The sequence below is a fragment of the Haloarchaeobius caseinilyticus genome (assembly GCF_051207395.1).
Lineage (GTDB): Archaea > Halobacteriota > Halobacteria > Halobacteriales > Natrialbaceae > Haloarchaeobius.
On record NZ_JBPJZC010000004.1, the window covers coordinates 251,022 to 272,184 of the forward strand.

Here is a 21,163-nt window from a genome sequence, read left to right on the forward strand (position 1 = left end):
AACGTTGCGTCGGCGTCGCGAGTCGTGGGTAGCGGAGGTGGGTTCGGGCGATGCTGACCGAGCAGACCCAGTCGTCGGGACGGACCCGCTCCCGGTTCGATAGCACACTCAATAGCGTTGGGCACCAGTACGCTCTCAGCGGTTGCGTCCGTTCCAGGTTCCAACCAGCCGTCGGACGACTCACGTGGTCTGTACGACCCGCGGCCACCCAAAGGAATAAATACTGGCGTTGAGAAACTCTCTCACGATGCCATCCTCGTCTAATTCGCTTAGTTTCGGCGAGTACGTCGACAGCGAAATCGTCCGCCGGATTATGGAACAGTACAGGACGTCGGTCAGTTTGAAGGTCGCGGCGTTCGGTGCCGGCCTCATCGCCTTCGCGTTCGGTATCAACTTCGTCTTCGGTATGACGCCCGCGATCGAGTCCAGCACGGGATTCTTCGACCTCTGGGGACTCTGGGCAGCGATCTTCTCCATCTGGGGTGGCGCGATGCTCGTCGTCGGCCTCCTCACGTATAGCATCGTCTGGCTGAAGCGCCAGTAAGGAAACAGGCACGCTGTCGCCGGTCGTCGACGAGCCCAGTTCGCGACGCCGACCTTTCAACGTCGTTCGCGCTGTTTCAGCTCTAAGTCCGAACTGCACTTGCTGCTCGACCAGTCGTCACTGTTCGACTTCGAGGGCTTTCTGTCGGAGCCACGCTCTGAGATTCGAGTCGGGGACGTCCAGTTCGTGCGTGTTCTCCGCGAGTTCGGGATACCCGCCGACTTCGGATTGACTATCGATGAGGTGGCCCACGCCGTTGCGGATCATGCCGAGGATGCGCTCGTCGTGTTCCGTCCTGTCCGCCGGGCGAGCACCGACGTTCGCCATGTTGTGGTCGAACGTCTCATTGGACGGGAGCGTTTCCAGGTTCTCTGGCCACAACGGGCGTTCGTCGAGTCTCGAAACCCCTGACTCGACCATCGGGACGTCACCCTCGTTCAGGTTGTCTTCGACGTACGCCTCGCCGTCGCCGAAGATGTTCGCCTGTCCGGACTGGGGGAGTCGATAGTCGTTCCCCTCGATGCTCGCTTGCGTGTTCGGGTCGAGCCAGCAACCGTCCCCGAAGTAGTGGATGACGTTGTTCGCCTGCACGCTCTGTGTACCCTCCTTGAGCCGCGGGTTCCTGTCGGTCGTGTGCGCGTAGACGTTCCCGGCCATGGTGACGTTCTCGGCGTTGTTGCCGATCAGTGAGCTGTATCCGTGCGGGCCCTTCGGGTGGAGCGAGTCCTCCAGCGGCTCGGCGATCAGGCAGTTCGACACTGTCGTATTGGTCGTGTCGTAGCCGACCGAGAGCACCTCGTCGGTCGACCACGAGGCCGAACAGTGGTCGACGATGTTGTTCTGACTCCCGTCTCGGGTCTGGATGCAATCCATCGAATCGGCACTGCCGTTCGCGCCTTCGTCACCCGGTCGGACCCGGATGTGCTGGACGACGACGTCGTCGGCATCGATGGTGAATCGGCCCCTGACAAACGTGATGCCTGGTGAGGGTGCCGTCTGGCCAGCGATCCACACCTTCGGATTCTGTATCGAGATCCACTGTCCCTCGAGGTCGATGGTTCCACTCGTCTCGAAGACGACGACGCGCGGACCCGGGTCGCCGGCGAGTGCTTTGAGGAACGATCGCGGCGTCGGTTCCGTCACCTTGAATACGGGCGTGTCGTCGTCGAGCCACGGTGCCATCTCCGCGAACCCGTCGCTCGGATCGAATTGTGAGGCACTTCGAGGTGGTTCGTCCGGGACCGAACTCGTCGGTTCGGAGGTCGGCTCCTCCGTGGCCGACTCCCTGGTGGTCGTCGGCTCCTCGCTCGTCGTCTCGGTTTCACTATTGCCGCTGTTACAACCAGCGCAAGCGGTGCACAAACCTGCGATTCCAGTTCTCAGAAACGTTCGTCTATCGGGAGTCATCGAATCCTCGTCCAACGGGTTTGTGTGTTGCTATCATATGCGTTCCGGTGGGACTATCGAGACTGCGGTCACCGCTCTCGATGAGCGGGACGGGAGATCACATCCCGCACGGTGGTCCCAGCGTGTTCCGGCATGGGAACGATCGCCGGCGCTCGTGCAGCAGTTCCAGAACTCTTCGCGTTTCCACTGCCAGCCGTCGAGGCAACGGGTCAGCGACCAAGCAGCGACCATAGAGTTAACCCCGCGCTTGCCGAACCGACGAGCGAGATGGAAAACGCGGACATCGAGACCGAACAGGTCACATATCGCGCCCACGAGCGGCGCACCGAGTTCGGGCACTCGCATTCCGGCGAGGCGCATCGCGCGGTCCAGTCGATAACGAGAGTCTTCGTCGAGGCGAATCGGGTGGACGCGTGATGCCGGAAGACGAAGGCTCGGCCGGGAGAGGGGATGAAATGTCGCTCGCATTCGTCTGCTCGGCCGCGACCGACGACGAGCACGAAGCTGGTGTCTTCACCTACTCTTTCGACCCAGCAGACGGGTCCCTCACACGACTGTCACACACACCACTGCGCCGGCCGATGTACCTCGCGGTCCACCCCGGCGGCGAGCGACTCTCGGTCGTGAACCGACCGGCGGGTGACGCGGACGGACAGGTATTGACGTTCGCTATCGACCACGCTTCTGGGACGCTATCGCTGCTGAGTCGACGGTCGAGCGGCGGCCTCGGTCCATGTTACGTGAGCGTCGACGCGGCGAGCCGATTCGTCTTCACGGCGAACTACGCCGCGGGCACCGTGGCGATGCTCCCAGTCGAAAGCGAAGGTAGCGTCGGGCCGCCGAGTCACGTAGTCAAGCACGATGGGTCTGGCGAACTGGCGGGTCCGCAGGTCGAGCCACACCCCCACGCCGCCGTCCCCGGTCCGCGAAACCGGTTCCTGTACGTCCCCGACCTCGGACTGGACCGGGTCGTCGCCTATCACATCGACGCCAAGGCCGGGCGACTCGACGCGGCACCGGCCCGGAGCGTCGACCTGCCGCCGGGGGCCGGGCCGCGTCACATGGAGTTCGGGCCCGACGGGGAATCCGCGTTTCTCGTGAACGAACTGAACTCGACGCTGACGCGACTGGCTGTCGGCGCTGACTCCGGCGCGCTCTCCGTCGAGGCGACCGTCTCGACGCTGCCGCCGGACGAATCGGCGAGCGATTGTCCAGCCGCGGACGTGCACGTCCACCCGTCCGGACGGTGGGTGTTCGCGTCCAACCGTGGGCACGACAGCATCGCGACTTTCGCAGTCGCCGATGGAGAACTGAAACTGGTCGGCCACGAACCGACGCGAGGGCGAAAGCCCCGTGACTTCTCGCTCGGCCCGACCGGGCGCTGGCTCCTCGTTGAGAACCGCGACAGCCACCGAATCCGCTCGTTCAGCGTTTATGCGGAGACGGGGTCGCTCTCGGCGCGAGACGACGAGACAGCGGTTGGGAAACCGACCTGTGCAGTCGTGCTGCCACGGGAGTGACGCAGTGACGGCCACTTCCGGGCCTGAAGTCCTCCAACGAGGGGAACACGCACCCCTGCCGGGTCAACCTTTATTCTCCCCGCTTGAGCAGTACGAACCGACTCATGGAAAGCTTCGAATCCGAGGACGGCCACGTCGTCGTCCGTCTCGACCGCGGCGACATGGCACTCGAATCGCTCGAACAGGCGTGTGCCGACCACGACGTCGACACTGGGGCCGTCGTCTCCGGCATCGGGACGTTCAGCAACCTGAACATCCACTACGTGAATCGAACCGACTTACCAGAGACCCAAGCCGACCGAAACGTCACGCTCGAACTCGACGGGTCGTGGGAAGTGACGAACGTCGGGGGAGCCATCGCCGACGGCGAACCACACCTGCACGTGACGGCGTTCAACGGAGAGCGAACCGTCGGTGGCCACCTCGAAGACGGCTGTGAGGTGAACGTCCTCGGCGAGTTCACCATCCGGAAGTTCGAGGGACTTTCACTCACCCGTGAGCCGAGCGAGCACAACGTCTCACAACTCACACGTCGCTGAGTGTCCCCTCGTCGTGGCGAAAATCGCAAAGAAGAATCGATCCGGCGTTTCCAACGGATGAAACCGTAGCCGACGAGTCCGACGATGATGAGCGATGCTCCCCACGTCGTGAGTATCGCCGCCCAGATGTCGTTCTGGATGCCGGTGTCGGTGATGGTGGCGAGCACGATTCCCAGAACGCCGAGCGTCGCCAGCATCAACAGAGTCGTCTCGATCACTGGGCCGAGTCGCTCACTCGTGACGCGGATGACGTACTTGTGTGGTACAAAATTACAGTATAACTCGATTGGGGCCAGGACTGCACGGAAGGCTAGTTTTATTACGTTTGCGAATAACTCACAAACGTCCCGTGACATAGCGGAGGGACATGCTGGTGTGTAGAAGACGGCAGCAAACTGGCCACGGCATCAGCCACAATCACGTGCCAGTGATTCAACACCGCGGAGACAGCAACCTGTCGTAGCCTGTCACCTGTCCATAGCAGTCTCCGGGACTGTCATCCCGCCGTGGCAGCCATCGCTGTCTTCTCACGACTTTTCCACGAGACTGGTGAGGCATTGTCTCCACCAAAACATTGGTATTCCAGTGTCGAGAAAAGGTCCAGTACGGACTTATGACCACAGAGTACGCCAACTACATCGGCGGAGAGTGGGTCGAATCGACAACCGGTGAGACTTTCGAGGTAACCAACCCGGCTGACCCCGACGAGGTCGTCAGCACCCATCCCGCATCGAACGAAGCAGACGTGCAGGAAGCCATCGACGCGGCAGTCGCCGCACAGGACGAGTGGGCCGGAACGCCCGGACCGTCGCGCGGTGCTATCCTGCGTGAGGCGGGCGAACTGCTCGCCGACCGCAAGGAGGAAGCGACCGAGACGCTCGTGCGCGAAGAGGGGAAGACCTGGTCCGAAGCGAACGGCGAGGTCCAGCGCGCGATAGACATCTTCTACTACTACGCGGAGAAGTGCCGTGACATCGGTGGCACGGTCAAATCACCCAGTGGCACGGACAAGGAGCTGTACACGAAGCGCGAACCGCTCGGCACCGTCGCGCTCATCACGCCGTGGAACTACCCCATCGCCATCCCGGCGTGGAAGCTCGCACCCGCACTCGCCGCGGGGAACACGGCCGTCCTCAAGCCAGCCTCCGAGGCACCGAACTCGGCGCGCATCCTGCTCGAAGTGCTCGACGAGGCTGGCCTCCCTGACGGTACGGCCAACCTCGTCACCGGGTCGGGGAGCGAAATCGGGACGCCACTCGCGGAGTCGGAAGCCATCGACGGGCTCTCGTTCACTGGCAGCACGGCAGTCGGGACCGCTGTCGCACAGGCCGCGTCGGAAGACCTGACGCGCGTCCAGTGTGAGATGGGCGGGAAGAACCCGACCGTCGTCATGCCCAGCGCCGACCCCGAAGAGGCTGCAGACATCATCAGTGTCGGCGCGTTCGGGACGACCGGACAGTCCTGTACGGCGACATCGCGTGCCATCGTCCACGAGGACGTGTACGACGAGTTCGTCGAGGCCATCGCGGAGATAGCCGAGTCGACCGACATCGGCCCTGGTCTCGACGACCCGGGTATGGGGCCGCACGTCTCCGACGGCGAACTCTCCTCGACACTGGAGTACATCGACATCGCGCAGGATGAAGGTGCGACGCTTGCGGCGGGCGGCGGACAGCCCGAGGGCGACGAGTACGAGGGCGGCTACTACGTCGAGCCGACCGTCTTCTCGGACGTCGACAACGACATGCAAATCGCACAGGAAGAGGTCTTCGGACCAGTCCTCGCCGTCATCGAGGCGAGCGACTTCGAGGACGCACTCGCGACCGCCAACGACACCGTCTACGGACTCTCGGCGAGCATCATCACACAGGACCTCACCGAGGCGAACCGCTTCGTCGAAGACATCGAAGCCGGTGTCGCAAAGGTGAACGAAAAGACGACTGGACTGGAGCTCCACGTGCCCTTCGGCGGGTACAAGGACTCCTCGACGAACACCTACCGCGAACAAGGTGACGCCGGTCTCGACTTCTTCACGTCGGTCAAGACCGTCTACCGCAACTTCTGACGCAGCGTCGGCACCACGCCGTCTTCCATCAGAAACTCGTTCTTTCGATGGCCGTTCCACTGAGTCGAGACTCGAATAGCGACGCACTCAGGCCGGCGGTTCGTCCCACTCCTCGCCGTCGTCTTGCGGGTCGTAGCCGATGCGGGCGCGAGCGTGTTCGAGGTCGAACCAGCGCCGATGGTTGTCGCTGACACCGCTGAAGATGCCGTACTCCACGTCGTCGTTGGAGAGACAGCAGTCGACTTGATGGGCGAAGTCGCGACGCGACTGCCACATCGCCTTCATCCGAGCGACCTGTTCGTCGTACTCGTCACTGCCGCGCTCCCACAGTCCTTCGTCGACGCCCTTCTCGGCGTCACCGTAGGGGTGGTCGTACTCCTCGTTGCGCACGCTACAGACGCGAAGCGAGTAGAACCGTTTCGGGTACTCGTAGTTCTCAACGTAGTAGCGGCCCATGTCCTCGCCGAAACTCTTCGACGCGCCGTAGAAGGAATCGGGACGGACGGGGTCTGTGTGGTCGATGACGAGGTCGTTGTCCGGGTAGTAGATGTCCGGCGCGAACTCCTCTTCGTACATCCCCATGACGTGGTTCGTCGAGATGAAGACGAACGATTCGAGTTCGTTCTCGCGCGCCGCCTCCAGCGCGTAGTACATCCCGATGACGTTCGGTTCGAAGATGTCGCCCCACTCACCGTCCGTGTAGGGGTACGCGGCCATGTGGACCATCGCGTCCTGTCCCGCGCTCGCCTCCAGCAGCGCGTCGAAGTCTGTGACGTCAGCGACGATCGTGTCGTAGCCGCCGTAAGGGTGGTCGTCCGGTCGGTCCGAGCGGTTGTAGTAGGTGAAGTCGTACTCGTCTCGGTCGTGCAGGTGGTCGATAACTGCGGTTCCGCACCGGCCATAGACGCCGGTCATCAGTACGTCCATACTGCCCTATGTGTAAGACACTACCATAAAAAGACCGGGTGGGGGTACGGTCTGCCAGTCAGTCGCGATTCAAGTGGGGGCGGTAGGCCGATTATTCGACCGTAATCGTGACCAACCCGTCGAAGTTGAGGATGACCTGCTGTGCCTCGTCACCGAACAGCACTTTGCCGGTGGGCGACCGCTTGCGACCCACAACGAAGATGTGCTGGCAGTCGTATTCGTCTGCGGCGTCGAGGATGGCGTCCGGGCGTTCACCCGACTCGATGACGCTCGCGACCACGCGGTACGAGACCTCCCAGTCGAGGTCGCCAAGGACTTCCTCGGCTGAGTCGCGGACGGCGTTTCGCGGCCCGTCGAGCGCGCTCGCGTCGCTGTACGTCGTGTTCTCGACCGACCCGATGGATTCGAGCGTGTCGGTGTCAGCCTCGTAGTCTTCGGCCATCATCGTCGTGAAGAGGACGAGTTCGGCGTCCGGACCGCGGGCGTGTCGCGCGGCGTCTTCGAGCAGTTCTTTGTGAACGTCCTTGTCGTCGACGACAACGAGTGATCGGTGCATGCCACTACGTCCCGCGAGTAGCAAAATAAGTCTAACTGACGCGGCGACCGTTCAGGGGCCGTCGGAGGTGACGAGCGGTGGTCAGTCGTCCGCTCGGTACCGCGCGACTGCGTCTTCGTCGACGGTGATACCCAGGCCAGGTTCTTGTGGCACCGCGAGCGAGCCGCCGGTCGGGTCGAAGGGCGTCTCCAGAATTCCGTCCCGGAGCGGGTTGTCGCTCCGGTCGAACTCGACCATCATCGGTTCGGGGACGTTGCGCGTGTTCGGGTAGTCGGAGACGCTCGCGGCGAACTGGATGGCGGCGGCGAGTCCGACAGCACTGTTCCAGATGTGCGGTCTGACGCCGACGTTCTCGGTGGAGGCGAGTTTCGCGATAGTGCGTGCCTCGGAGAGGCCGCCACAGCGCGCGAGGTTCGGCTGGACGATGTCGACGAGTCGGTCGTCGACCAGTCGCTTGAACGCGAAGCGACCGAAGTGTGCCTCGCCCGCGGCGATAGGGATGTCGACGTGCTGTTGCACCTCGCGGTAGCCGTTCAAGTTCTCCGGTGGGACCGGCTCCTCCATCCACGTGATGTCGTACTCGGCGATGGCCTTCGCCGTGCGAATCGCCTGGTCGGGCCGGTAGTTCCCGTTGATGTCGACCATCAGGTGCGCATCGTCGCCGAGGACCTGGCGCGCGGTGCGAACGCGCTCGACGTCCTCGTCCAGGTTACTGCCGATCTTGATCTTCGCCGCGGTAAACCCGTTGTCGACGGCTCGCTGCATCGGCTCTTCGATGGGGCGGTCCTCCTCGGTGAAGTACATCGTCGACGCGTATGGCGTGAGCGTGTCGCGGTCTCTGCCGCCGAGCAGTTTGTGGACTGGCTTCCCGACCGACTTCCCGATGATGTCCCAGCACGCGAGGTCGATGGCGCTCACGGCACTCTGCACGAACACGCTCCCGCCGAAGTGGTACGGGTCGGTGTACGAGTCCGCCGCCAACGACTCCACGTCGTACGGGTCCATCCCGAGCACGTCGTCGCGGAACAGCGTGTCGATGGTCGCGCAGGCGATGGGGCCAGGGGCGAACGCCTCACCCCAGCCAACCACGCCTGTGTCGGTTTCGAGTCGGAGTAGCGTCGTCGCCCGGTCGTGGCCGAACCCACGTGCGTCGCCCAGCCCCTCGCCGTCGGGGAGGCTGTGCGACAGCGGAATCGGCTCTACGTCTACGATTTCCATACAATGACGATTCACTGCCCGGCCAAAATAGCTTGTGTTGGTGGCGCCCGTTGGCCACGGCGGGACACGTGTCGACCACGAGAGTTACAGCATTATTACGCCGTGTTTCAACGTTCATCCAGACGATGGCTTTATAATACATCCACTGTATTCTCATAGCATGCCACTGTCAGCCGAACAGGTCCGGACACGTCTACGTGGCGTCGCCGTCGGACTGCTGACGCCGTTCGATGACGATCTTAACATCGAGCACGAAAAGCTCGGTGAGAACGCCAAAGACCTCTACAACGAGGGCATTCGCACGTTCCTCGCCACAGCGAATATCAGCGAGTATCACTCACTCTCGCAGGAAGAACGAATCGCAGTCGCCGAAACGAGCGTCGAAGCACTCCCAGACGACGCCTGCGTTCTCGCGGGCGTCGGCGGGAGCATCCCTGAAGCCGAGGAACTCATCGAGTCGTACGACCGGATGGGTGTCGACGCGCTGATGGTTATGCCCCCGGACCACACCTACGTCCACGAACAGGGGCTGCTCGACTACTACCGCAAACTCGAACACGCGACGGTGACGCCACTCGTCCCGTACGTCCGCGGGTTCGACCCATCCGTCGACTTCCTCGCAGAACTCACGCGAATCGAGGGCGTCGTCGGCATCAAGTACGCTATCAAAGACGGGGTCAAACTCGGCTCTGCGGTCGCCGCCGGTGCAGACGACGTGGTGTGGGTAAACGGTCTCGCCGAACCGTTCGCGGTATCGTTCTGGGGCGAAGGTATCGAGGGCTTCTCTGCGGGCGTGAGCAACTTCCGTCCCGAAGTCGGCCTCGAACTGTTCGAAGCACTGGAAGACGAAGACTGGGAGCGCGCGCGTCGACTCCGCAATATCTGCATGCCGTATCAGAACTTCCGCGACGAGACGGGCCAGGACAACGAACTCGGCGGGGCAATCAGTGTCTCTGCCGTGAAGAAGGGACTCGAACTCGCCGGGCTGCACTCGGGTGATGGCCGCGTTCGCGAACCGATTCGTCCACTCTCCGCCGAGGACGAACAGCGGGCGACCACGTTGTACAACCAGCTAGACGACGACATTCAGCAACTAATCGGATAACCGCGTCACGAACACACGTCACCGCGACTCGGGCGTGTAGTCTCACGGTCGGTTCGAGTGATGGAGCAAGCGACGGACGCCACGCGGCAGTATTTGATTGCATCAGTCGTCGAAACCCCTGCTTATCGCGGTTTACCAGTAACAGACCGACGAGCAGCCCGCTCAGTCGTCGTAGTGGAACTCCGTCCAGGGCCCGTCGGTGAACGGATAGTCTTCCAGTGCGTCGAAGTCGACTTCGATGCCGAGGCCCGGGTCATCGGAGAGCGTGAGGACGCCGTCGTCGACCGATGGCTGGCCTTCGACGATATCGAACGCGAGGTCGAACGGATACATCCCCGGGTCGCCGTCGACGTGCGGAGTGAGGAGAGGGTCGCGCTCGAACACCGGGTATTCGAGCAGTCGCACCTCGGGCGCGGCCGCGACGAGGTGCGCGTTCGCCAGGAGCCCCACCCACGTCCCGAAGTTGTGGGGGACGAACTCCACGCCCCTCCCGTGGCAGAACTCAACGGCGTCACGACACCCGCTGAAGCCCTCGTGGTGGCGAACGTCGCCCTGCAAGAAGTCGACCGCACCGGTTTGGCCCAGTTCGACCAGCCCGGCGGGTGACTCTTCGCTCTCGCCGCCTGCGAGTGGTACCCCGGTCTCGGTGAGTGCCTTGTAGCCGACACGGTCGTCCGGCTCGACCGGCTCTTCGATCCAGAACGCACCGCAGTCCGTGGCGTGCTTGACCAGGTCGTGGACGACATCATCGCCGTACGAGTCCTGGAGTTTCCACCACGTGTGCACGTCGAGCATTATCTCCATCTCGTCGGTCGCCTCGGTGAGCAACTTGACCGTTCGTCGGTCTCCCTCTGGGCCGATGCCAGGTCGATACTTGTAGCCCATGAAGCCCAGTTCTTCGATGAGTTCGGCCTGTTCGACGTATCCTTCCGGCTCCATGTACATCCCTGCACTCGCGTACAAGGGCATCTCGGTATTCGGTTCGCTCTCGAACTCCTCGGCCAGCAGTTCGTAGATGGGCGCCCCGAGTTCCTTCCCACGGATGTCGTGTAGTGCCACGTCGATGGCCGAGACGGCCTCCTTCCGCAGATGGGGTGGGAGGTCCGCCTCGTCGATTAGCCCGTGTGCATCGGCTATCTCGTCGATAGTCTCACCCTCCAGAACCGCTGCGACCGGTCCCTCTACGACGTCGGCGAACGTCCCCTGTGAGTCGCCTTCGAAGTACTCGCGCATCGCGGAACTACTCGCGCCGGCAGTGGCGACGCCACGTTCTCCGTCCGCAGTTTCGACCACGACGAGCACGACGTCTCGTTTGAGTAAACGACGCGTCCCGCCGTGGAACGACCGGTCCTGTGGTGGGTCTATCGGTGACGACAGTGCGTATCCAGCGACCGCTGCGATGTTCATACACAGGGTAGGTCGGGTCAAGACCATAAATCATGACGAGACGACACAGTGTGAAGGACCCACATGAATTGTTCCCCCACCGGGAACGATACCCCGCGTAACACGCCACTCGCGAGAGTCGAAGCTGGCTACATATTCACACGTCATCCGCCTCGACGGCTGGAGACGAGATTGTGTGTTTCCCGCCTGTACCCGGACAGAACATCTGTGTCTGGTCGTTTAGGGTCCTCGGCACACGTCGATCAGCGCGTCGCTCGGACGCGACCCGTCGACGCTAGCTGGACCGACAATGAACACTCGTACGACGAACTAATTCCCGCCTCACGAACCGACCGATATCAGCCTCTAAAGCCCCTGAGACAGCCGTTTTGTGCTTTCCCAAGTGTCGAGATATATCGTTCGTGACGGTGTGTTGACTACAAACACCCCGGGTAAGAGGGCTATTACAGGACACCCATTACGGAACTAGTTTCGTAATGGTTCGGTCTGCGGGAAAGTGAGTCCCGTTGGACCGGCGAGAATCCGACCCAGACGACACGTAGTGCGTCGAATCATCGAGACCGCCTCAGGTCAATCCCGTTCACGACCACCGCAGACCGAACACGGACTGGCCAGACGCCGAGCATCCGACAGAGTCCAGCAGCGCTTGCCACAGCGAAGAATTTTATACGAGTCGCCCGAGTTGTGAGGTACATGCTGAAAGAAGAGTTCCGCGACCTCAAGGACCACATATCCGGTGGTATCATCCCGGCGACTGCGAACCCGTGGACCCCCGGCCCCGAATACGACCTCGTTACGGAGGACCTGCACAACCTCGTGGAGTTCCTCACAGACGTCGATGGTGTGAAGGCGGTCATCGCGAACGCACACACTGGCGAGACGAAGATGCAAGACGACGAGACGTACGTCGAAGTCGTCGAGGAACACGTCGCCGCGGCCGGCGACACGCCGGTCTTCGCTGGCGTCTACGGCGAGAGTTCCACCGAGGCGGCGAAGCTCGCCCAGAAGGCGAAGGACGCGGGCGCAGACGCGGTGATGCTCCTGCCGCTCGACGTGTACTCCCACCAGATTCCGCAGGAGCCCATCGACCACTTCAAGTACGTCGGCGAGACAGTCGACATTCCGCTCATCAACTTCCAGTTCCCGACCTGGGGAAGTTCCGGCCTGCCCATCAGTGCGCACGTCGAAATCTGTAAACTCCCGCACGTCATCGCGTTCAAGGAAGCGTCGTTCGACCCCGTCCGCTACGACCGAACCGTGCGTGCAGTCGACCACGTGCGCGACGATTTCACGTTGATGACTGGCAACGACACGTTCCTCAAGCACGCCTACCACATGGGCGCGGAGACCGGACTCATCGGCTACGGGAACGTCGTTCCCGACCTCCACGTCGAGAAGATTCGCGCGGTCCACGACGGCGACCTCGAACGCGCACAGGAGATCCGCGAACAGATGCTCCCGCTCACCAACCACATCTTTGGTGAGCCGGAGGGTCGGTACCGCGCGCGGACGAAGGCGGCGCTCAAGATGCAGGGTATCTTCCAGTATGACACGCTCCTGCCGCCGCAACAGCAGATCAGTCACGAAGAACGGGAGGACCTCCGCGAAATCCTCGAGGACCTCGGTCGACTCGAAGAGCCGTGAATCGACGAATCGCCTGACGTAATTCGAGCCAGACGCGGCCCCCAGCCCGACACCACTGCCCACCGTCAGACATACACCGGGCAGCAGGTGTCACCGTTTTCTCGCAGTGTCGTCGATTCAGCTGTGCCCGTTCACCGGGACCGGCTGGTACGGCTCTTCTAGGTAGTCGAGTTCGCTCGACGAGAGGCCGATGTCGAGGGCCTCGACTGCCTGTTCGAGGTGTTCGATACTGGTCGTCCCGACGATGGGGGCGTCGACTTCGTCCTGATGGAGCACCCACGCGAGTGCGAGTTGGCCCATGGTCACACCTTTCTCGTCGGCGAGTTCTTCGACGCGCTCGTTGATTTCGAGGCCGCCGTTCGCCTGATACGTGGCGACGCGTTTCGACATGTGGTCGTCGCCGTCCATGAACGACCCGCGAGTCGTGTCGAGGAACTGCTCGTGCGGTCTGGTGAGGAACCCGCGAGCGAGCGGCGACCACGGCATGACGCCGATGCCTTCCTTCTCACAGAGGGGCAGCATCTCGCGCTCTTCCTCCCGATAGGCGAGGTTGTAGTGGTTCTGCATCGAGACGAAGCGGTCGAGTCCGAGCGAGTCACTCGTGTGGAGCGCGTCGGCGAACTGATGTGTCCACATGGACGATGCACCGAGGTACCGGACTTGCTGGCGTCGTACCGTGTCGTCGAGCGCCCGCATCGTCTCTTCGATGGGCGTGTCGTAATCCCAGCGGTGAATCTGGTAGAGGTCGATAGTGTCCATCCCCAACCTGTCGAGGCTGTTCTGTAACTCCTGTTCGATGGCCTTGCGCGAGAGACCGCCCGAGTTCGGGTTCTCCGGGTCCATCTGGTTGTACACTTTCGTGGCGACTACTGACCAGTCACGGTCGTACTCGGTGAGGACGTCGCCGAGGACGCGCTCGGACTCACCCAGCGAGTAGACGTTCGCCGTGTCGAAGAAATTGATACCGAGGTCGATAGCGCGTTCCACGAGTTCGCGGCCCTCCTCTTCGTCGAGGACCCATTCGCGCCAGTCGCTCGACCCAAAGCTCATGCAGCCGAGACAGATGCGGCTTACCTCGATTCCCGTGTTACCGAGTGTCGTATACTCCATGCGTTGACCGACCCAGACCGTGGGCAAAAGGATTTCGTCGAAAGAGGGTGTCGCGTCGGGACCGGTTCGGTGATGCCCGCCGCCGACCACAGACTTATTTCGGTCGCCGCGGCACTCACCAGTATGAGTATCCAGGTCACCGTCTGGAACGAGAACGTCCACGAACTGGAGGAAGAAGACGTCGCCGAACGCTACCCCGACGGCATCCACGGGGCTATCGCCGACGGGTTGGAAGCAGCGGGCTACGAGACGACCACTGCCACACTGCAAGAGCCAGAACACGGCCTCACCGAGGCAGTCCTCGACGAGACCGACGTGCTCGTCTGGTGGTCACACTGCGCGAACGGCGACGTCAGCGACGAGGTCGCCTCACGCGTCGTCGACCACGTCCACGACGGGATGGGGTTTATCCCAGTCCACTCTGGCAAGAACTCGAAGCCGTTCACGCGCCTGATGGGGACGACGTGCAACATCAAGTACCGCCACGGCGGCGAGACGGAGCGCGTCTGGGTCGCCGACCCAGGTCACCCCATCGCTGACGGCCTCGGCGAGTACTTCGAGGTCCCCCAGACCGAGATGTACGGCGAACCGTACGACATCCCCGAACCCGACCGAACGGTGTTCATCTCGTGGTTCGAAGGCGGCGAAGTCTTCCGCTCGGGCGTCTGCTACCGTCGCGGGCGCGGCCGAATTTTCGCCTTCCGGCCCGGCCACGAAGAGTATCCCATCTTCTACCAAGACGAGATTCGCCAGGTCCTCGCGAACGCGGTCGAATGGGCAGCACCGAGCGAAGGCTCGGACGCGGTCTGGGGCGAGGTCGACCCCATCGAACCGCTGGACGAGTGAGGAACACTCGTAATCGGCGGCAGTAACTCGTCGACGATTCCGGCACCGCGGTTGCAGCCACCCAAATATTAATCCGGGCGAGGGACGCGCTAGCAGTATGCACGAGATAGCTGCGAGTACGTCGGTCACGCGCCCGCCAGACTGGGTGCGCCGACAGCGAGACCTCTTCGACACGATGGCGTCGGCCGTCGACCGATTCGTCGAGGACTATTTGGACGAGGACGGTGAACCACTGTGGCCGCCTGATGGACACGTCGGCGTCGATGGCTTCGACGACGTCGTGGAGGGGTTCTACAACTGGCCGCTGGTGTACGCCATGGGCGGTGACGAACGACTTCTCGACCACGCCAGAACGGCGTACGAGGCGGCACTGGAGCGCGGCAATCGAACGCCGACCCCCTTCGGTCATCCGATGGTCGTCGACGAGTTCGAGCAGTGTCGTGACTGGTTCCACATGGGCGAGGGCAACCTCTACACGTACAACATGGGACTGGCAGCCCCGGATGACGAGTCGGTCGTCGAACGCGCCGAGCGGTTCGCTGGCATGTACACTACAGACGCCGAGGTGAACAACTTCGACGACGAGAAGAAACTCGTCCGCGGGCCGATGAGCGGCAGCATGGGGCCAGACTACTGCGACTTCTCGGCGTACGAACACCACCCCTACGGGGCGGACTACCGGTGGGCCAGACACGGTCTCCCGTGGCGTGACCTCGAATTCGACGAGGCAGCCGACCTGCTCGACCCAGACAACGAGGAACGCGTGTTCGAGGTGTTGAACGAGCGCTGTGCGAAAGGGGACATTCCGCTCAACCTCAACGTGACGAGTCTGATGACGAACGCCTATCTCCACACCGGCGACGACCGGTATCAGGAGTGGGTTCTGGACTATCTCGAAGCGTGGCGTGAGCGAACCCGAGAGAACGACGGCATCATCCCGGACAACGTCGGCCGCTCGGGCGAAATTGGTGAGTACACTGACGGGTCGTGGTACGGTGGCTACTACGGCTGGTCGTGGGGCGGGTGGCACTACATCGGCATCGGGCCGACCGTCGCCGCGGAGAACGCAGTGTTGCTCGACGGAGACGAGGAGTACCTCGACTTCCCACGGTCGCAACTCGACACACTCGTCGAGCAAGGTATCACGGTCAGCAACGACGACGTGCACGACACGCTGTACATCCCCCACAAGTACGGTGACGGGGGAGACTACCACTACGACGCCTCGGGCGTCCTCACCGAGGACGATGGCGAGGTGCTGTGGCGCGACGGCTGGTACGAGTTCCAGCCACACACGGACGACCCGTACGCGGTTCACCTCTGGTACGTCTCGCAAGATGACGAAGACCGCGAGCGCGTGCGGAGCCTCCGCGACTGGGGGAAGCAGAACTGGAAACAGGTCGACAATCGGGCATCGACGAAACACGGTGCCGGCAGCGAGTACGCGTGGCTCGCCTACTTGGATGGGGAATTCCCGGACTATCCCGAACAGATTCTCGACGCCAACCGGTCACAGATGCAGGAACGCCTCGACCTCATGCGTGCGGAGGGGAACAAACCGACGACGACCGACGAGGACTACCTCCGCGACCGGAATCCGGTGTTCCACCGGGGGCTGCTCCAGCTCACCATGGGCGCACCGCAACCGGTGTACTACGGCGGACTAGTCCACGCGCAGGTGCGCCACTTCGACCCGGTTCAGGAACGACCGGGACTGCCCGACGATGTCGCCGCCCTCGTGGAACGGGTCGACGAGGACGGTATCGACTGCACGCTGGTCAACGTCGGCAGTGAGGACCGCGAACTCGTCGTCCAGGCTGGTGCCTACGGGGAGCACGTGTTCGAAGAGATTCGCTACGAAAACGAGACTGAACAGCCAGCCACGAACGCCATCTCGGTGTCGTTGCCGAGCGGCACGCGAGTGTCGCTCGAAGCGACACTCGACCGCTACGTGAACGACCCGTCGTACGCCGTCCCCTGGGAACGTGGGGATGCGTCGGTGTAGTACCGACGCGAGTTTCCGTCGAGAATTACGAGAACTTCGTGTTGAGTTCGATGACGTTGGCCGCGCGCTGGACGTGTTCCGACAGTTCGTCGTGGAGTCGCTCCTCGGTGAAGCGACTCGACGGACCAGTGATGCTGACCGCGCCGAGGACGGTCTCGCCGTTCTTCACCGGAGCAGAGACGCATCGGAGCCCACGGATGTTCTCCTCGTCGTCGATGCCGTACCCACGCTCGCGAAGTTGGTCGAGGCGGTCGTACAGTTCCTCGGCGCTGGCGATGGTCTTCTCGGTGTGGACCTCAAACTCGGTCGCCTGGACGATTTCTTCGGTCCGTTGTGCGGGCAGGTACGCGAGGATAGTCTTGCCCAACGACGTGGAGTACATCGGTGCCTGCGTGCCAACGCGAGACCGCGTTTCGACGGCGCGCTCGCCAGTCGCTTTGTACAGGTACGACACCTGTCCGTGCTCTTCGATGCCGAACTGGGCGATTTCACCGGTCTCTTCGGCGAGTGAGTCGACTTCGTCACGGATGACGTCGTAGTTCCCCACCTGGTCGCGGACGTGCGTCGCCATGTCGAGGAAGCGCAGGCTGAGTCGGTAGCCGTCGTCCTCACGGACCAGAATCTTGCGCTCTTCGAGCGTCCGCAGGTGGCTGTGAATCGTACTCTTCGAGTGCCCGAGGTCGTTTGCGACGTCGGTGACGCCGATTCGTCCTCGCTCTTGCAACAACTCGATGATGTTGAACGCTATCTCGACCGAGCGAATCGTTCGCCCCTTGCGTTCGTCCCCGGCGTCCGTGGCGTTTGGCATGGTCAACCCAAAGGACTGGCACCATAAAACGTTGTTCCCGTGTGGGGAACTACGCGGTTGTATCACAGCCTCAAGGGGTGTGCAGCAGTCTGAGTGGCTGAGGCGGGGCAAGCAGCCGCTTCGGGTCACGACCTGCCGACGAAAACTGCACGAAGAGCCGGTGGTCGTCACCAGTGGCCATTCGTATTTCTCGACTGGCAGTTCCCCTCTGGCGTACAGCTCACGGTGACAGTCTCAGCCGACGCAGTCCTGCGTCGAGCGACGGTAAGAGTTAACGCACGTCCACCAGTAGGTGGCACAACGATGGAGACGGAGACAGAACTACGCTCGCATGCCCGTGAGTGTCTCCTCGCAGGTATCGATGCAGCGACCCCAGAGACCGTGTTGACCGACGCAGTCCAGGTGGACGGGTCGACACTCCGCGTCGACGGAACGGCCGTCGACCTCGACAGGGTGGAGGACTGCTACCTCGTCGGTGGCGGAAACGCCGCAGGGGCGGCAGCGCACACACTAGAGGGAATCGTCGGCGAGTGGCTCACCGATGGCGCAGTCGTCACCGACGACCCACAGGAGACTTCGGTCGTGACTACGCACCGGGGAGCACACCCGCTACCGAGCGAGGAAAACGTCGCAGGAACGACGCACGTACTGGAAATAGCCGAGGAGGCAAACGAAGACGACCTCGTCCTCGTCGTCGTTTCCGGCGGCGGGAGCGCACTGCTGTGTGCGCCCGCCGAGGGCATCTCGCTCGCGGACCTTCGAACCGTCACCGACCGCCTCCTCAAACGGGGTGCGGACATCGACGAGATAAACGCCGTCAGAAAGCACTGCTCGGCCATCAAAGGCGGTCAGTTAGCCCGGGCAGCAGCACCGGCGACCGTCGTCGGCCTCGTGTTCAGTGACGTGGTCGGCAATCGACTGGACGTCATCGCCAGCGGCCCGACGGCCCCCGACGACAGCACCCACGAGGAAGCGCTCGCAGTTCTCGACCAGTACGGACTCGTCGAGGATTCACCGGTTCGCGGACGACTTTCGCGCGGCACGCGAGGAGAGCTACCAGAGACGCCCCGTCGTGGCGACGAAGCCTTCGACGCGGTCACGAACCACGTTCTGGCGGACACCGACACCGCCCTCGATGCAGCCGCCGAAACCGCGGCAGACCTCGGCTACGGTCCGCTCGTGTTGACCTCACGAATCCGCGGTGAAGCCAGTGAAGCCGCGAAGACACAGGTCGCCCTCGGCGAAGAGGTGCTGACAACCGGCCGGCCCGTCCAATCGCCAGCGGCGCTCCTCACGGGTGGTGAGACGACGGTGACAGTCGACGGCGATGGGTCGGGTGGCCCCAATCTGGAGTTCGCCCTCAGTGCGGCCATCGAGTTGGACGACGACGGCATCGCCGTCGGCAGCGTCGATACAGATGGGTACGACGGCGGCACCGACGTGGCTGGTGCCGTCGTCGATGCAGACACAATCTCGCGCGACGACGAGGCAGCAGCCCGCGCTTCGCTCGCGGACAACGACGCGTTCGGTTTCTTCGAAGGCAGCGAGGAACTGGTCGTGACTGGCCCGACCGGGACGAACGTCAACGACCTCAGGGTCGTGTTGGTCGAATCGCCCGAGCATGTGAACGCTCAGCATTGCACAAGAAGTAAGTAGGTGCCCGAACGACTGGATTACCACAGCGTATGAAGTTTGGAATCTTCCCCATAGAGGGCGGTGAGACCTGGGAACGAGTCGTCGAACAGTGCCAGATAGCCGAAGACGTCGGCTTCGAAGCCTGCTGGGTCAACGACCACCAGGCAACCGAGGGCGACAACTACTGGCCGTCGCCGCTCACGCGTCTCACCAGCATCGCACAGGGAACCGAAGAGATGGAACTCGTCACGTCCGTCCTCATCCTCCCACTGTACCACCCACTGCACGTCGCCCAGCGCGCGGCGATGCTCGACAACATCTCCGGCGGTCGGCTGACCCTCGGTGTCGGCCTCGGCTACGTCGAAGAGGAGTTCGACGCGTTCAACGTCCCGATGGAGGAGCGCGCCGGACGGATGATCGAAGGCATCCAGTTCATCCAGGAGTTCTTCGAAGCTGACGAACCCATCTCGTTCGACTGCCCGTTCTTCTCCGTCGAGGACTGGGAGGCGCTTCCGGACACCGTCTCCGACCCGCGGCCGACGCTCTGGATCGGCGGCTGGGGCCCCAAGCAGATCTCCCGTTCCGTGAAGTTCTCCGACGCGTGGGTTCCGGGTGTCGTCGCGGACCTCGGTATCGTCGAGGACCGCAAGGAGAAACAACGGGAACACGTCGAGAACTCCGACCAGGACTGGGAGTCGATGGACCACCCGCTGATGCGTGAGTGCGTCATCGCCGAGACCGAAGAGGAGGTCATGGAGCGCAAGCAGTACCTCCACACCACCTACCTCGACGAGTACGGCGGCGAGTTCTCGCACCCGCTCATGACGGCAGACAGCGTCGAGGACTTCCACGAACTCGCGGACGACCGCTTCATCTACGGGACGCCGGATCAGATCATCGAACAGGTCGAAGACATGCAGGACCGGTTCGAACTGAACCAGCTCGCGCTTCGCTTCCACCACTCCGGCATGCCGAAGGACCTCGTCGAAGACCAGATTCGGCTGTTCGGTGAGGAAGTCATCCCGGCGTTCGACTGAGACAGACTCGGTAGGAACGGGCGGCGGCGAACCGCGACGTGTGAGGACGAAGCGACTCAGTTCGATGCGGTCACGCCAGCGTCGCTCTCGTTCGTCCCAGTCGCAGCACATTCTTCGATACGAATCCCTGAATCCGCGTGTTGTCAACGGCTTCGACGACGACTGTGGCGTCTTCGTACTCGAACCGTTCGCCGATATCGACCAGTCGCCCAGCACTGTTGAAGACGAAGCCAGCGATGCTCTCGAACTCTTCCCCCTCGGGGAAGTCGATGCCCGTCGCGTCGTTCACGTTCTCGACGTTCACGTCTCCACGGACACGGACAGTCGTCTCGTTGACCCGCGCGTCGATACGGTGACTCGCGAGCGAGAACATCGCGAATTCCGAGGGGGAGAAGAACGCAGAGAGCACCATTCCAACCCTCAAGAGTGTATCGACGAGTCACAGAGAACAGAGAATCTTGTTCGGGACGCGTACAGACACACGTATAAGAACATAATATATATGTAGAAAGCTATGTTTCTTCGAAATCGCTCCCAAGACAGTATCGGTGAATGACGCCGACAATTGTATATTTCCCAATGCCTTTTTTTATTCAATTTTAATCCAAATTATAGACTATTTGGATAATTTACAGCCTTTTCCCGAACAGATGAAGAAATTTCGATGAGAAAGTTGTATGCAAAATATTCAACCATCATAGCCTCGCTGGCAGCCTCTGTGCTGGCAGCACCCAGAGACCCACTAGTAATCAGATATAAATCAAAAAGTACTATATAAAATATAGTAAAG

At 62.2% G+C, this 21,163-nt stretch carries 18 protein-coding genes and 1 pseudogene; 11 read left to right on the plus strand and 8 right to left on the minus strand.

Going from position 1 to position 21,163, the window contains the following annotated elements; genetic code table 11:
- Positions 1-247: 247 nt before the first annotated feature.
- Positions 248-544 (plus strand): hypothetical protein, encoded by a 297-nt coding sequence (locus ACSC1P_RS18780; protein WP_435361742.1) that lies wholly within the window; start codon positions 248-250, stop codon positions 542-544.
- A gap of 117 nt (positions 545-661) precedes the next feature.
- On the opposite strand, the gene ACSC1P_RS18785 is transcribed toward ACSC1P_RS18780, so the two are convergent.
- The gene (locus ACSC1P_RS18785; RefSeq protein ID WP_435361743.1) at positions 662-1,726 is read right to left on the minus strand and encodes a pectate lyase family protein; all 1,065 of its coding nucleotides are present in this window, start codon (positions 1,724-1,726) and stop codon (positions 662-664) included.
- 492 nt (positions 1,727-2,218) lie between these two features.
- Here ACSC1P_RS18785 and ACSC1P_RS18790 point away from each other — a divergent pair, with 492 nt between their 5' ends.
- From ACSC1P_RS18790 to xacF, 4 genes are all read left to right on the plus strand, one after another.
- On the plus strand, positions 2,219-2,368 hold the full coding sequence (locus ACSC1P_RS18790) for a hypothetical protein (RefSeq protein ID WP_435361744.1): 150 nt from the start codon (positions 2,219-2,221) through the stop codon (positions 2,366-2,368).
- Positions 2,368-3,471 carry a lactonase family protein gene (locus ACSC1P_RS18795; RefSeq protein ID WP_435361745.1) on the plus strand — a complete coding sequence of 368 codons (1,104 nt, stop codon included), beginning with the start codon at positions 2,368-2,370 and terminating at the stop codon, positions 3,469-3,471. The genes ACSC1P_RS18790 and ACSC1P_RS18795 overlap by 1 nt, the downstream gene beginning before the upstream one ends.
- A 104-nt stretch (positions 3,472-3,575) precedes the next feature.
- Entirely contained in the window at positions 3,576-4,010 is a 435-nt protein-coding gene (locus tag ACSC1P_RS18800) for a PPC domain-containing DNA-binding protein (protein ID WP_435361746.1), read from the plus strand.
- A 613-nt stretch (positions 4,011-4,623) separates the two neighbouring features.
- Positions 4,624-6,075: a 2,5-dioxovalerate dehydrogenase gene (gene xacF, locus ACSC1P_RS18805; protein ID WP_435361747.1), complete on the plus strand. Its 1,452-nt coding sequence runs from the start codon at positions 4,624-4,626 to the stop codon at positions 6,073-6,075.
- Positions 6,076-6,162: 87 nt separating this feature from the next.
- On the opposite strand, the gene ACSC1P_RS18810 is transcribed toward xacF, so the two are convergent.
- From ACSC1P_RS18810 to ACSC1P_RS18820, 3 genes are all read right to left on the minus strand, one after another.
- On the minus strand, positions 6,163-7,002 hold the full coding sequence (locus ACSC1P_RS18810) for an NAD-dependent epimerase/dehydratase family protein (RefSeq protein ID WP_435361748.1): 840 nt from the start codon (positions 7,000-7,002) through the stop codon (positions 6,163-6,165).
- A 91-nt stretch (positions 7,003-7,093) separates the two neighbouring features.
- Positions 7,094-7,558, minus strand: a complete 465-nt coding sequence (locus ACSC1P_RS18815; protein ID WP_435361749.1) for a universal stress protein — start codon at positions 7,556-7,558, stop codon at positions 7,094-7,096.
- Between the two features lie 81 nt (positions 7,559-7,639).
- Positions 7,640-8,776 (minus strand): mandelate racemase/muconate lactonizing enzyme family protein, encoded by a 1,137-nt coding sequence (locus ACSC1P_RS18820; protein WP_435361750.1) that lies wholly within the window; start codon positions 8,774-8,776, stop codon positions 7,640-7,642.
- A gap of 160 nt (positions 8,777-8,936) precedes the next feature.
- Here ACSC1P_RS18820 and ACSC1P_RS18825 point away from each other — a divergent pair, with 160 nt between their 5' ends.
- Positions 8,937-9,881, plus strand: a complete 945-nt coding sequence (locus ACSC1P_RS18825) for a dihydrodipicolinate synthase family protein (RefSeq protein WP_435361751.1) — start codon at positions 8,937-8,939, stop codon at positions 9,879-9,881.
- 162 nt (positions 9,882-10,043) lie between these two features.
- On the opposite strand, the gene ACSC1P_RS18830 is transcribed toward ACSC1P_RS18825, so the two are convergent.
- Positions 10,044-11,288, minus strand: coding sequence for a mandelate racemase/muconate lactonizing enzyme family protein (locus ACSC1P_RS18830; RefSeq protein WP_435361752.1), 1,245 nt, complete (start codon positions 11,286-11,288; stop codon positions 10,044-10,046).
- A 693-nt stretch (positions 11,289-11,981) separates the two neighbouring features.
- Here ACSC1P_RS18830 and ACSC1P_RS18835 point away from each other — a divergent pair.
- Positions 11,982-12,932 (plus strand): dihydrodipicolinate synthase family protein, encoded by a 951-nt coding sequence (locus ACSC1P_RS18835; protein ID WP_435361753.1) that lies wholly within the window; start codon positions 11,982-11,984, stop codon positions 12,930-12,932.
- Between the two features lie 117 nt (positions 12,933-13,049).
- Here ACSC1P_RS18835 and ACSC1P_RS18840 read toward each other — a convergent pair whose 3' ends face one another.
- Positions 13,050-14,042 carry an aldo/keto reductase gene (locus ACSC1P_RS18840; RefSeq protein ID WP_435361754.1) on the minus strand — a complete coding sequence of 331 codons (993 nt, stop codon included), beginning with the start codon at positions 14,040-14,042 and terminating at the stop codon, positions 13,050-13,052.
- 123 nt (positions 14,043-14,165) lie between these two features.
- On the opposite strand from ACSC1P_RS18840, the gene ACSC1P_RS18845 reads away from it, so the two are divergent.
- Together ACSC1P_RS18845 and ACSC1P_RS18850 are read left to right on the plus strand one after the other, a co-directional pair.
- On the plus strand, positions 14,166-14,888 hold the full coding sequence (locus ACSC1P_RS18845; protein WP_435361755.1) for a ThuA domain-containing protein: 723 nt from the start codon (positions 14,166-14,168) through the stop codon (positions 14,886-14,888).
- Between the two features lie 97 nt (positions 14,889-14,985).
- On the plus strand, positions 14,986-16,893 hold the full coding sequence (locus tag ACSC1P_RS18850; protein WP_435361756.1) for a DUF8034 domain-containing protein: 1,908 nt from the start codon (positions 14,986-14,988) through the stop codon (positions 16,891-16,893).
- 25 nt (positions 16,894-16,918) lie between these two features.
- Here ACSC1P_RS18850 and ACSC1P_RS18855 read toward each other — a convergent pair whose 3' ends face one another.
- Entirely contained in the window at positions 16,919-17,701 is a 783-nt protein-coding gene (locus ACSC1P_RS18855) for an IclR family transcriptional regulator (protein ID WP_435361757.1), read from the minus strand.
- Between the two features lie 303 nt (positions 17,702-18,004).
- Between ACSC1P_RS18855 and ACSC1P_RS18860 the strand changes: the two genes are divergently transcribed.
- On the plus strand, positions 18,005-19,357 hold the full coding sequence (locus ACSC1P_RS18860; RefSeq protein WP_435361758.1) for a glycerate kinase type-2 family protein: 1,353 nt from the start codon (positions 18,005-18,007) through the stop codon (positions 19,355-19,357).
- Between the two features lie 29 nt (positions 19,358-19,386).
- On the plus strand, positions 19,387-20,373 hold the full coding sequence (locus ACSC1P_RS18865) for an LLM class flavin-dependent oxidoreductase (RefSeq protein WP_435361759.1): 987 nt from the start codon (positions 19,387-19,389) through the stop codon (positions 20,371-20,373).
- 130 nt (positions 20,374-20,503) lie between these two features.
- Here ACSC1P_RS18865 and ACSC1P_RS18870 read toward each other — a convergent pair.
- Positions 20,504-20,710: pseudogene (locus tag ACSC1P_RS18870) on the minus strand (transporter associated domain-containing protein); the annotation flags it as partial.
- Positions 20,711-21,163: the final 453 nt, after the last annotated feature.